This is a genomic window from Saccharibacillus sp. CPCC 101409 (genome assembly GCF_030518235.1).
Classification (GTDB): Bacteria; Bacillota; Bacilli; order Paenibacillales; family Paenibacillaceae; genus Saccharibacillus.
In genome coordinates, this window is sequence record NZ_JAULSA010000011.1 from 189,983 (window position 1) to 202,055 (window position 12,073).

Annotated in this window: 10 protein-coding genes; 7 read left to right on the forward strand and 3 right to left on the reverse strand. The window is 60.9% G+C overall.

The genetic code is table 11. The annotated features are described in order from the left end of the window. Window positions 1–11 precede the first annotated feature (11 nt). From QWJ34_RS20435 to QWJ34_RS20455, 5 genes are all read left to right on the forward strand, one after another. Window positions 12–614, forward strand: coding sequence for a TetR/AcrR family transcriptional regulator (locus QWJ34_RS20435; protein ID WP_302730717.1), 603 nt, complete (start codon window positions 12–14; stop codon window positions 612–614). Between the two features lie 100 nt (window positions 615–714). Continuing rightward, window positions 715–1,095 (forward strand): DMT family transporter, encoded by a 381-nt coding sequence (locus QWJ34_RS20440; protein ID WP_302730718.1) that lies wholly within the window; start codon window positions 715–717, stop codon window positions 1,093–1,095. A gap of 1 nt (window position 1,096) precedes the next feature. Further along, window positions 1,097–1,411 carry a DMT family transporter gene (locus tag QWJ34_RS20445; protein WP_302730719.1) on the forward strand — a complete coding sequence of 105 codons (315 nt, stop codon included), beginning with the start codon at window positions 1,097–1,099 and terminating at the stop codon, window positions 1,409–1,411. Between the two features lie 304 nt (window positions 1,412–1,715). Beyond that, the gene (locus QWJ34_RS20450) at window positions 1,716–2,660 is read left to right on the forward strand and encodes a TetR/AcrR family transcriptional regulator (protein WP_302730720.1); all 945 of its coding nucleotides are present in this window, start codon (window positions 1,716–1,718) and stop codon (window positions 2,658–2,660) included. An 83-nt stretch (window positions 2,661–2,743) separates the two neighbouring features. Then, entirely contained in the window at window positions 2,744–6,073 is a 3,330-nt protein-coding gene (locus QWJ34_RS20455) for an efflux RND transporter permease subunit (RefSeq protein ID WP_302730722.1), read from the forward strand. Window positions 6,074–6,229: 156 nt separating this feature from the next. Here the strand turns inward: QWJ34_RS20455 and QWJ34_RS20460 are convergent, their stop codons facing one another. Both QWJ34_RS20460 and QWJ34_RS20465 read right to left on the reverse strand, forming a co-directional pair. Beyond that, window positions 6,230–7,795, reverse strand: coding sequence for a gluconokinase (locus QWJ34_RS20460; protein ID WP_302730724.1), 1,566 nt, complete (start codon window positions 7,793–7,795; stop codon window positions 6,230–6,232). Between the two features lie 144 nt (window positions 7,796–7,939). Next, entirely contained in the window at window positions 7,940–8,767 is an 828-nt protein-coding gene (locus QWJ34_RS20465) for a PRD domain-containing protein (protein ID WP_302730726.1), read from the reverse strand. A 277-nt stretch (window positions 8,768–9,044) separates the two neighbouring features. Between QWJ34_RS20465 and QWJ34_RS20470 the strand changes: the two genes are divergently transcribed. Then, entirely contained in the window at window positions 9,045–9,542 is a 498-nt protein-coding gene (locus tag QWJ34_RS20470) for a PTS sugar transporter subunit IIA (protein ID WP_302730727.1), read from the forward strand. A gap of 123 nt (window positions 9,543–9,665) precedes the next feature. On the opposite strand, the gene QWJ34_RS20475 is transcribed toward QWJ34_RS20470, so the two are convergent. After that, window positions 9,666–10,334: a TorD/DmsD family molecular chaperone gene (locus QWJ34_RS20475; protein ID WP_302730728.1), complete on the reverse strand. Its 669-nt coding sequence runs from the start codon at window positions 10,332–10,334 to the stop codon at window positions 9,666–9,668. A gap of 338 nt (window positions 10,335–10,672) precedes the next feature. Between QWJ34_RS20475 and QWJ34_RS20480 the strand changes: the two genes are divergently transcribed. Next, window positions 10,673–11,911 (forward strand): MFS transporter, encoded by a 1,239-nt coding sequence (locus QWJ34_RS20480; RefSeq protein WP_302730730.1) that lies wholly within the window; start codon window positions 10,673–10,675, stop codon window positions 11,909–11,911. The last annotated feature ends 162 nt before the right edge of the window (window positions 11,912–12,073 follow it).

The window sequence follows — 12,073 nt, forward strand, 5'->3', positions numbered from 1 at the left end:
AGGATTTCGCCATGACGCGCAAACCGGTTATCGAAGAAACGGCGCTGGAACTGTTCGCAAGCGAAGGCTTCGAAGGCGCTTCGCTGGGCCGGATCGCCGACGCGGTGGGCATTCGCAAGCCGTCGATTTACGCGCATTTTCGCAGCAAGGAAGATTTGTTCCTGTCCGTGCTCGCCGGGGCGATGCGCCGCAAGAAACATTCCCTGTCGCGCTATGTGCTGAGCCGGGCCGAAGCGCCGTTCGACGATACGCTGCTCGGGCTGGCCCGGCGGCTGATGAACGATTACGAAGACGATGTGGAAACGCGCTTCCTGCTGCGCATGTCCTACTTTCCGCCGAGCGCGCTGCACGATGAAGTCATGGCACTCGTCAATCCGTTTCTCGGCCAGGCCGAACGCGGGCTGACGAAGCTGCTGGCGCTGCCGCGGAATGCGCGGCGGCTGCACGCGGAAGACGCGGAAAGCGCCGTCCTCGCCTACATGACCGTGCTCGACGGCCTGCTGGCCGAAGCGATCTACGGCAGCCGCGACAAAGCGCTGCGCCGGTTGGAAGCGGCCTGGCCGGTGTACCGCCGGGGCGTGTTGAAGAACGACGGGGACGCGAATCGGGAATAGGCGGAACGCGCCTGACCCGCTGTCGAACTTATCGGATCGTACAGGCGTGCCGCCCGCGCGGACGCCTTCACTTTTTGACAAACAAAGGAGCATGAATCGCATGAAAAACCAAAAAAATAAAGGATGGATGTACGTATTCCTGGGAGGATTGTTCGAGGTGGGCTGGGTATCGGGACTGAAGCACTCCTCGAATATCTGGGAATGGCTGCTGACGATCGTCGGCATCTCGATCAGCTTCTGGCTGATGATCAACGCTTCGAAGCTGCTGCCGATCGGCAGCGTGTACGCGGTATTCACCGGACTGGGCACGGCGGGCACCGTCGTCGCGGAAACGCTGCTGTTCGGCGAGCCGTTCAGCCTGGCGAAGTCGCTGCTGATCCTGCTGCTGCTGGGCGGCGTGGTCGGATTGAAACTTGTGACGGACTCGCACGGCGAAGACGACGCGGCCGGCTCGGCCGCAAACGGAAAGGAGGCGGTCTGACATGGCCTGGCTGACGCTTGCACTGGCCGGATGCTGCGAGGTATTCGGCGTAATCGGACTCAAACAGGTTTCCATGCGTAAAGGACTGCGCGCGTGGCTGCTGCTGATCGCCGCGTTCGCGGGCAGCTTCTCGCTGCTCAGCTACTCGATGCAGTACATTGCGATGGGCACCGCCTACGCGGTCTGGACCGGCATCGGCACCGTCGGCGGCGCGCTGGTCGGCATGTTCCTCTACGGCGAACCTAAGGAATGGCGCCGCGTCGTGTTTATCGCCATGATCCTGTCGGCGGCGGTAGGATTGAAGCTGATCTCGTAAAAGGAGTTAGCGGGCGCGTTGACGGGACGATAGAGCGATAGGATCACGCGATGATGGACTGACGAGATGCGGCCCAATGGCAAGCCGGGATTGATGCGGATTCGCAACAACGGCATCGGCCGGCCAAGCAATCGCGGAACGCCCACAGACAGCGGCAAACAAATATAGGCAAATTCAAGCCAAACGGCCTCTCGGCCGCCGGTTGATCCGGCGAAGTTGAGACGGCCGTTTTTTTCGTTTATACTGGGTTTTGACCGATAAGTCGATTATAGAACCACCAAGTCAAAAGGGAGGCGCAGCGCAATTGACCGATAAATCCGCCGAACGCAAACAGACGATTTTCACTGTGGCGCTCGGACTTTTCTCCGAACGCGGCATCAAAGCGACATCCATGCAGGATATCGCGGAACGCTGCGGATTCTCCAAAGGCACGCTGTATCAGCATTTTCGCTCCAAAGAAGAGCTGATCCGGTCCATCCACGAGTACGCGCTCGGCACGCTGGCCGGGAAGCTGGACGCCGCGGCCGCCGTGGAGCGCCCGGCCCGCGAGACGTTCCGCGAACAAGCCGAGCTGCTGCTGCATTCGCTGATCGAATTCAAAGAATTCATCATCATGCAGATTCGCGAACGCGAGTTCAGCGGATTCGGCGAAGACCTCCAGCCCGGCTCCGGTCCGGGTTCCGCCTGCGGCCCCGCCGCCGACCGCGGACCGATGCATACCGCGTTCGTCCGCATCCGCGGAAGCCTGATCGGCATCTACGGACCGGAGATCGACCGATATTCCGGCGACCTGTCGCTGATCGTCAGCGGTTTGATGTTCACCTATCCCCAGCTGACCGACTGGGGCATGGCCGAAATTCCGGTCGCCGAAGCGGTCCGGCATCTGGAGCATACGCTGGACGCGGCGGCCGAACGGCTGCTGAGACTGGCGGAAGAGCCGCTGATCGCGCCCGATCTGTGGGCCGGCTGGGTGGCCGACGCGCCGGAAGCGCAAAGTACCGCCGAACGTCCCGTCATGCTGATCCGGCAGATGCGCGAGACCCTGTCCTGGAGCCCGCTCGGTCCCGCCGAACGCCTGGAAGCCGCCGAGACGCTCGATATACTCGAAGAGGAACTCACTTCGGATTCCCCCCGCCGCGCCGTCGTCAAAGGCATGCTGTCCAATCTGCGCGAGGTCCATTCGCTGAGCGGTCCGCTGGAGCAGCTCGGCCTGATGCTGTACCGGCTGGATGTGCTGCCGGCGCATTAAGATCCGTCCGCCGCAAGTCTTCCGTTTATAGAAAAGCCTGCTTCAGCAGGCGCAGCCAATCAAGAGGAGTGGAAAACAATTTTATGAAAAGTATTATCGGCTTTTCGCTGAGGAACAAGCTGGCGGTCTGGTTTCTGACCATCGTCATCGCGGCCGCCGGGATCTACAGCGGCCTTACCATGAAGCAGGAAACGATTCCGGATATCAATATCCCGTTCCTGAATATCACGGCCGTCGATCCGGGCGCCGCCCCGGAAACGGTCATGAACGAATTGACGATCCCGCTGGAACAAATGCTGCGCAACGTGAACGGCGTGCAGAACGTTACGTCGTCGTCGATGGAGAACGCCGCTTCGGTCGCCGTGGAATTCAATTACGGCGCGAATCTCGACGAAGCGACGGCGCAGATCCGCGAAGGTCTGAACCGGATCACGCTGCCCGACGGCGTGGAGCGTCCTCAGATCATGCGCTTCAGCCTGAACTCGTTCCCGGTCATCTCGCTCAGCGCGTCCGCGAGCGAAGGCGAGGACGATCTGGAAGAATTGTCGCGGATCGCCGAAGAGCAGGTCCAGCCGGAGCTTGAAAAAATCGACGGCATCGCTTCGGTGCAGATCTCCGGGCAGTACGTCCGCGAAGTTCAGCTCACGTTCGATACGGACAAGATGGCCGAACTCGGTCTGACCCGGGAGACCGTACAGAATATCGTCGACGCTTCTTCGGTCCGCGCTCCGCTCGGACTGTTCACGCTGGACGACTCGCAGTCCGCGGTCGTCGTGGACGGCAACGTCACGACGCTGGACGATCTGCGCGACGTCGAGATCCCGGTCGCGCCGTCGGCTCCTGAGGGCGCCGAATCCGGCGCGACCGGAGCGGAAGGCTCCGCCGGAGCGCCGCAGGCCGGCGCGGGCGGCCAGACCGCGCCGGACGCATCCGGCTCGGCCGGCGAAGGCGCGGCCGCGGAAGCGGCGCCCGCCCAGGGCGCAGGCAGCGCCGGCGAGCAGGGCGCGGCCGACGCCGCCGCCCAGGGAACCGACGCCGCCGCTGCGCAGGGCGGCGCAGATGCGGCAGCCGCGGCTGCTGCCGCCGGCCTGCCGACGGTCAAGCTGAGCGACATCGCGAAGATCGATGTCGTCGGCAAGTCCGAATCGGTTGCCCGGACGAACGGCCGGGAGTCGATCGGCATCCAGATCGTCAAGACGAACGACGCCAATACGGTCGATGTCGTCAACGCGGTCAAGGACCGCATCGCCGAGCTGCAGGACCAGTATTCCGGCCTGAACCTGACCGTGATGCTCGACCAGGGCAAGCCGATCGAAGATTCCGTGCGCACCATGCTGGAGAAAGCGATCTTCGGCGCGCTGTTCGCCGTCCTGATCATCCTGCTGTTCCTGCGCGATATCCGCTCGACGATCATCTCGATCCTGTCGATCCCGCTGTCGCTGCTGATCGCGGTGCTGCTGCTCAAGCAGATGGACGTCACGCTGAACATGATGACGCTGGGCGCCATGACCGTAGCCATAGGCCGGGTCGTCGACGATTCGATCGTCGTCATCGAGAATATTTACCGGCGGCTGTCATTGGACAGCGAGAAGCTGCGCGGCCGCCAGCTGATCAGCGCCGCGACGCGCGAGATGTTCCTGCCGATTATGTCGTCGACGATCGTCACGCTCGCCGTATTCGTTCCGCTCGCTTTCGTCAGCGGCATGGTCGGCGAACTGTTCCTGCCGTTCGCGCTGACGATGGTGTTCGCGCTGCTGGCTTCGCTGCTGATCGCAATCACGCTCGTGCCGATGCTGGCCCATACCCTGTTCCGGGGCGGCCTCAAGAAAAAGCGCTCGCACGACAAACCGGGCCGCATGGCGGAAAGCTACAAGCGCATCCTGAACTGGTCGCTGTCGCATAAGCTGATCACGTTCGCGATCGCCGTCGCGCTGCTGGTCGGAAGTTTGTTCACCATTCCGTACGTCGGCACCAGCTTCCTGCCGGAAGAAGAACAGAAGACCATGACGTTCACGTACACGCCGGACGCCGGCGCGACCGACGAGCAGGCGCAGCAGCTGATGCTCGACGCCGAAGAATACGTGCGTCAGCAGCCGCATCTGACCAAGATGCAGTATTCGATCGGCGGCTCGAATCCGCTGGGCTTCGGTTCGTCGAACTCCGCGCTGTTCTACGCGGAATTCGACAACGATACGCCGGACTTCGCCAAGGTCAAAGAAGACCTGATCGCCGGGCTTGAGAAAACCGTTCCCGAAGGCGAATGGGGGCAAATGGATATCAGCGGCGGCATGGGCGGCAGCCAGCTCAGCGTCAGCGTATACGGCGACAGCACCGACGATATCAAGCCGGTGGCCGACGATATCCTGAAGCTGATCCGGGAAGATTCCAACTTCGAGAAAGCCGAAAGCAACCTGACGGAAGGTTACGACCAGTATACGCTCGTCGCCGACCAGCAGAAGCTCAGTTCCTACGGCCTGACGGCCGGCCAGATCGCGATGGCGCTCGCGCCCGTTACCCAGCGTCCGGTGCTGACGCAGGTCGATCTGGACGGACAAAGCTACGACGTTTATATCGAAACGGACAGCAGGACCTTTACTTCGCTGTCGCAGATCGAAGATACGGAACTTGCTTCGCCGCTCGGCGTCAATGTTCCGATCAGCGACGTCGCCAGGGTCGAGAAAGGCGTCGCGCCGGAAACGATCTCGCGCTCCGACGGCAAAACGGTCGCCCAGCTGTCGGCCGATATCACCGCTTCCGACGTGGGCGGCGCTTCGACCGCGCTGGAAAACAAGATTGCCGATATGGATCTGCCTGACGGTATCAGCGTCGAATTCGGCGGCGTAACCGAGCAGATCAACGATACGTTCTCCCAGCTCGGCCTGGCGATGCTTGCGGCGATCGCGATCGTTTACTTCGTGCTCGTCGTGACGTTCGGCGGCGGCCTTGCGCCGTTCGCCATCCTGTTCTCGCTGCCGTTCATTGCGATCGGCGCGCTGATCGGCCTGCTGATCGGCGGCGAGACGCTGAACGTCTCCGCGCTGATGGGCGTGCTGATGCTGATCGGGATCGTCGTGACCAACGCGATCGTCCTGATCGACCGCGTGATTCACAAAGAACGCGAAGGACTGTCTACGCGTGAAGCGCTGCTTGAAGCCGGCTCGACGCGTCTGCGCCCGATCCTGATGACGGCGCTGGCGACGATCGGCGCCCTGATCCCGCTCGTCGCGGGCTGGGAAGGCGGCGCGGGCATTATCTCGAAGGCGCTCGGCATCACCGTGATCGGCGGCCTGATCAGCTCCACGCTGCTCACGCTCGTCATCGTGCCGGTCGTGTACGAGTTCCTGATGAAGATCAGTTCGAAGTCGCGCGCCAGACGCGCGAAGCTGGAAGCGCTGGAGACTCCGCTGGATTAAGCGGGCGGAGTTTCCGTTCGATTCGCCAATCTTCTTTAGTTGTACCTCTTATCGAAAAGGACCGGAAACGGGAGAACGCGCTTCTCCCGATCCGGTCCTTTTTGCCGCGTCCAAGAATCGATTTCTTCAATACGACCGGGCCCGCTTCGACCCGGCTTACTTCTTCCCGCCGCTTTCTTCTTCATGATTCACGCCCGTCCCCCGCTGAAGCTCGGCCACGGCCGGGAAAGCGGGTTCGAGCAGCTCGTACACCTGCTTGAACAGCGAATAGTAACGTTCGTACGTCTTGAACCGGCGCGCGTCCGGCTCGTGCGTACGCAGGATACGAATCCCGTCTTTCAGGTCCTCCAGCTTCGAGATCGCTCCGTCCGCCCGCATGGCGACCGCCGCCGCGCCGAACGCGGACGCTTCGTACGTATCGGGCACCACGACCTGCGTACCGGACAGATCGGCCAGCATCTGCGTCCAGATTTCGCTCTTGGCAAAGCCGCCCGACGCCAGCAGCGACCGGCTGTCGCCGCTGATGCCCGTCAGCGCGTCGGCCACCGTGCGCACCGCGAACAGCACGCCTTCCATCGTGGCCCGGCCGAAGTGCGCCCGGCCGTGGTGCAGCGTCGCCCCGAAGTAAGTCCCGCGCGCGTCGGCGTTCCAGTAAGGCGCGCGCTCTCCGCTGAGATACGGCAGGAACAGCAGCCCTTCCGAGCCCGGCGGCACCGAATCCGCCATCTGCACGATCCGGTCCAGCGCTTCCTGTTCTTTGATGTCCCCGCTTTCGCCTTCGCCGATCACGAATTTCTCCAGGTACCAGCGCAGCGCGATGCCGCCGTTGTTGGTCGGACCGCCGACCAGCCAGCGGTCCGGCTCGAACGCGTAGCAGAACGTGCGGGCTTCCCCGTCCGTGCGCGGACTGTCCGCGAAGGTGCGCACCGCGCCGCTCGTCCCGATCGTCACCGCGGTTTCACCCCGGGCCAGCGCGCCCACGCCGACATTCGCCAGCGCCCCGTCGCTTGCGCCGACGATCCACGGCGTATCGCGCCTCAGGCCCATCCGCTCGGCGAAGCCGCCGTCCATGCCCGTCAGCCGCTCGTCGATCGGCACGATCTCGCCCAGCCGCCGCGGGTCGACTCCCGTCAGATGCAGCGCCGATTCGTTCCAGTCCAGCGTGTTCAGATCCAGCATCCCGGTCGCCGAGGCGATCGAAACGTCCACCACATAGCGTCCGAACAGCCGGTGCAGCAGGTATTCTTTGAAAGAAACGAATTTCGCTGCCCGTTTGAACAGTTCGGGCTGGTTGTTGCCCAGCCACAGCAGCTTGGTCAGCGGCGACATCGGGTGAACCGGCGTTCCGGTCGCGCGGTACAATCGGCCGGCTTCCCGGCCTTCGCGCAGCGCATGCACCTGGCCGATGCTGCGGTTGTCCGCCCAGGTAATCACCGGCGTCAGCGGTTCGCCCCGGTCGTTCACCGCCATCAGGCTGTGCATCGCCGCGCTGATGCCGACCGCCGATATATCGTCGGCTTTGGCCTTTGCGTCCTGCACGGCCCCGCGAATCGCGTCCACGACCGCTTCCACCAGATCGTCCGGACGCTGCTCCGCGCGTCCCGCTTCCGGCACGAGCAGCGGATACGCCGCCTGCGAGCCGCCGCGGATTTCTCCTTTTTCATCGTATACAAAAGCCTTGGTGCTGGTTGTGCCGATATCGAGTCCGATATAAAGTCCCATTAAAATGCGCCCCTTTCTTCTTGCAACCGGCCGCCTGCCGTCTATGCCTCATTTGGACGCCGGGCGAACGATCGAAACAAAAAAGCCGCCTGCGCGTCCCCTCTGCGGGAGCGATCGCGAAGCGGGCTGTTTCTTTTGGATCTTTTAGATATTCTCGATAATTCGCTGCAAATGCAGCGCGATATAAGCGGATTCCGATTCCGGAAACGTGATGCCGTATTTTTCTTCGGCGTAAGCGGCTCCTTTTTGCGCGGTATCGAAGCCTTTTCGATACGTCTTCTTGATCGTGCGCAGCATTTCCGGGTCCAGATTGTGAAAAGGCTTGTTCTCCTGAAAGCGGCTGATCGCGAACTGGAGGTGGATCAGCAGACGGTGGTGGGAAACGCCGTTCTTGTCCGTTTCGACGCCGAGCTCGCCGAGCATATAGTCGCTGATCTCCTGAAGCACCGCGGCTTTGTCGAGCGAAGCGGCTACATGCGCCCCGTCTATTTTGGCCGTATGGATATGCAGGGCGATATAACCGGCTTCGTCGGGCGGAAACGAGATCCCGAATTGTTCTTCGATCCGCTCCAATGCCCACAGCCCGATCTTGTATTCTTCCGGGTACAGGACGCGAATCTCGCCGAGCAGTTTGTTATGGACGCGGATATTTTGCGCAAAACGCTCCAGCGCAAACGTAAGATGATCGGTCAGGGCGATATGCACATGCTCGCTCAGCGTCATATTCAGCTGCCGCTCGGCGTAAGAGATCACGGCTTCGCCCAGCGCGATATGCGTTTCCGGCACGGTGCTGAGCAGTTCCTTGAACTTATCGCCTTCCGCGCGCGGCACAAACACTTTTTCGATTTTGGCGGGGTCGATAATATCGTTTTTCCCTTTTTGAAAAGCAATCCCGCCGCCCATGACGATCTTCTCGCTGTTTCCTTCTTTGACGACCACGGCGTTATTGTTTAAAATCCGGTTGATTTTCATAATGTCCCCTCGAACTTTTTTCTGCGTTGTATTTTATATTATCGGCGGAAACGAAGTTAATCAACTTTGGACGCTTTCGTTTTTCGCCGCCGCATTTGACAGGAAGGGCAAGCAGGAGCTAGAATGAATGCGTTGACAATAATATCCGAGATTGTTACCGAATATTCGGGCAAGACTCAAAATGGAGTAGGCGGCGGTTCCCGTCTGCTTTCGTTTTGAGTCTTTTTTTGCTTTACGGCGGCCCGGCATCCCATTTTATAAAACGGAGGTTATCATCATGGCGTTCTGGTCGAAGAAAAAAGCAGACAAACTTCAATCTCTCGAGGTACTGGCTCCGCTCAGCGGCAAAGCCGTTTCCCTGTCCGAAGTGCCGGACCCGGCATTCGCGGAAAAACTGATGGGCGAAGGAATCGCGATCGTGCCGAGCGAAGGCCGCGTGCTGGCTCCGTTCGACGGCGTAATCGCGCATCTGCCCAAATCGAAACACGCGGTCATGCTGGAGCACGAAACCGGCGCGCAGGTGCTGATCCACGTCGGCGTCGACACCGTATCGATGAAAGGCGAAGGATTCGACGTGCGCGTCAGCACCGGGGATCGCGTCAAAGCCGGCCAGCTTCTGATCGAATTCGATATGCAGAAGATCGAGCAGGCCGGCTATCCTTCCATTACTTCCATTATCGCGCCCAATGGCGTCGAAGCGGTAACCGGCGTGCAGGAGCACGAAGGCGGCGTAACGGCGGGGCGGGAATCGGTGCTCACCTTGCAGCTGTCCTGAGCGGCGGGGTAAAGCCAGAGCCGGGACCGGCAAAAAGGCGGCAGCAAAAAAACGGGATGAAGCCCGGGTAAACCGGCTTCATCCCGTTTTGTTCGATATCGGCATTCGCCCGCCCGGCGGCGATCAGCCCCGTACGCGCAGCGACAGCCATTCGCGATCCGCCGCGATAAATTCTTCCATCAGCGTGCAAAGTCCCACGTACAGCGGGCTTTGCGTATATTTGCGCACTTCCGCGCAGAAGGACGGCACCCATTCCAGCAGATGCTCTTCCAGGAAGTTCAACTGCAAAGCGGCCAGTTCGTCCTGCTCTTCGCGCGACCGCACGCCTTCGGTCATCCGTTCGGCCAGCGCCGTCATGAACTCCAGCTCGACGCCGAGCTCGTCGTCTTTCTCGCCGGCCATTTTGTTCAAGTTGATGCCCGCCCGTTCGTACTGGACCCGCACCCGCACCGCCATGCGCTCGGCTTCTTCGCCGGCGTAGAACGATTCGCGCAGCGATACGCAGCGCGCGCTGCGCCGGCCGACCAGCCGCTCGTATTCGCGCTCTTCGATCGCGCACAGCGCCGGCAGCGAAGATATTTCCAGGCCGCGCAGCGAGTCGCGGAACGATTCGACCGCCGCGCCCGCGCCGTCGATACGATCCAGAATCCGCTGCCATCTGACCAGCAGATGCACGCTCGGTTTATGAATGACAAATTCGCTCAACATTTGATAAATGCTCAATCGGGTATGGGCCCACTGCTCGTCCCCGCGGGTGGTTCCGCTGATTTTCTCCATCGTTGCCGTCGTCATAAGAAGACCCTCCTTGCAGAATGGGCGGCCCGATCGAACGGTTTCTTCGCTAATGTCCGGCCGCGGATGTTTCCGTTTACAAATTAAGTATACCCGCAATTTTAGGCAATTCCCCGGACGTTATGTGACAAAACGGTTGCAATTCCCGGCCGTCTCCCGGCCGTAGAGGATCTTTTTCCGATTAACGCTGTGCATTATTTTGTTGTAATCTGTCCGGGAAGAAGCTATATTGTCGATTAAGGCTCCTTCTTTCCCGTAGACGTTGTACAGACCCGGCGGCCGATACAATGAAAGCCCTTACTTTTTGCGTTGGATTTTTCGAAAAGGGTGTGCGTGACGTGTCCGAAAGACAAACGAATTTATCGAGTCCTCTCCATACGGCGAGCCCGCGCTCTCCTTTTTTTCTGCTGAAAGCTTTTACGTTCTTTTTGTACGGTTCGATCGTGATCTTTACCAGCTTCTTTCAGCTGTACCTGCAGGATCGGGGCATGAGCAAGCTGGAGATCGGCGCGCTGATGGCCGTCGGGCCTTTCGTGTCCCTGATCGCCAATCCGTTCTGGGGTTATTTCAGCGACCGGATGGAGAATACGCGGCGCACGCTGATCCTCATGCTGACCGGCACCCTGCTGCTGGCGCAGCTCGTATTCCGCGCGAACAGCTACGTTACGATTTACCTGATCATGCTCGCTTTTTTCTTTTTCCAGAGTCCGATGTTCGCGCAGAGCAATACGATGATCCTCGGCTATATCGACGGAACGGCCCGCAAATTCGGCGCGTTCCGCCTGTGGGGATCGCTCGGCTGGGCGCTGACGGCGGCCGCGGCCGGCTTCGCGATCGACCGGACCGGCACGACGCCGGGCGTCGCCTGGATCTTCACGGGACTGCTCGGCTTCACGCTGCTGATCGCGTTCGTGCTGCCGCCGCTGCGCCGGGCCGCGGACACGCCGGTCGTCGCGCCGGGCGGCTTCGGCAAAGTGCTGGGCAATCCGACGTTCGCCACCTTTCTGCTGCTCGGCGTGCTCGTCTCCGTGCCCAACGCGATGAACAGCACGTTTATGACGCTGTATATCACGGACCTGGGCGGGTCGCGCGAATTGGTCGGCTGGTCGGTGTTCGCTGCTTCGATTCTCGAAGCCGGCGTATTCCTTGTCTTCGACCGCTTTTTCCGGCGCAATCTCAACTTTATGATGATCTGCCTGACCGCCGTCAGCCTGCTGTTCGCGCTGCGCTGGTATCTGATGTCGGTGGTGACCGATCCGGTGCATATTATCTATATCCAGATGATGCACAGCGTAACGTACGCCGGTTATTTCTATGTCGGCACGCAGATGACGAGCATGTTCGTGCCGAATGCCTACCGCGGAACGGGACAGGCGCTGTACACGCTGTCTTGGAGCGGCGTCTCCGGCGTGATCGCCGGCGTATTCGGCGGCTGGATCTTCGACAACTTCGGCGCGCCGCTCATGTACCAGAGCGGCACCGCGCTGGCGGTTGTCGGAGCCGTCGGCTTCGCCGCGATGGGCTACTCGCTGCATCGGGGCGGCTACCGCGCGCAGGCCGCGGCCGGGCGGGAATAAGGCCGGGAGCGAACAAATCGGTCGGGAAACCAAGCGAATATTCGATAGAGCGGCGCTGCTGTGCGGAGACAAACAAGCGGGCCGCTTTTGGGCTCTCTAAATGAACCGTACCTAAAGCGTGTACGCTTCATTCAACGAATGAACCGTACCTAAAGCGTGTAC

Excerpts from the sequence above, each read along its gene's own strand:
- QWJ34_RS20465 (WP_302730726.1), bottom strand. The coding sequence starts at position 8,767 with ATGAAAATCAACCGGATTTTAAACAATAACGCCGTGGTCGTCAAAGAA.
- QWJ34_RS20470 (WP_302730727.1), top strand. The coding sequence starts at position 9,045 with ATGGCGTTCTGGTCGAAGAAAAAAGCAGACAAACTTCAATCTCTCGAG.
- QWJ34_RS20435 (WP_302730717.1), top strand. The coding sequence starts at position 12 with ATGACGCGCAAACCGGTTATCGAAGAAACGGCGCTGGAACTGTTCGCA.
- QWJ34_RS20440 (WP_302730718.1), top strand. The coding sequence starts at position 715 with ATGAAAAACCAAAAAAATAAAGGATGGATGTACGTATTCCTGGGAGGA.
- QWJ34_RS20475 (WP_302730728.1), bottom strand. The coding sequence starts at position 10,334 with ATGACGACGGCAACGATGGAGAAAATCAGCGGAACCACCCGCGGGGAC.
- QWJ34_RS20460 (WP_302730724.1), bottom strand. The coding sequence starts at position 7,795 with ATGGGACTTTATATCGGACTCGATATCGGCACAACCAGCACCAAGGCT.
- QWJ34_RS20445 (WP_302730719.1), top strand. The coding sequence starts at position 1,097 with ATGGCCTGGCTGACGCTTGCACTGGCCGGATGCTGCGAGGTATTCGGC.
- QWJ34_RS20455 (WP_302730722.1), top strand. The coding sequence starts at position 2,744 with ATGAAAAGTATTATCGGCTTTTCGCTGAGGAACAAGCTGGCGGTCTGG.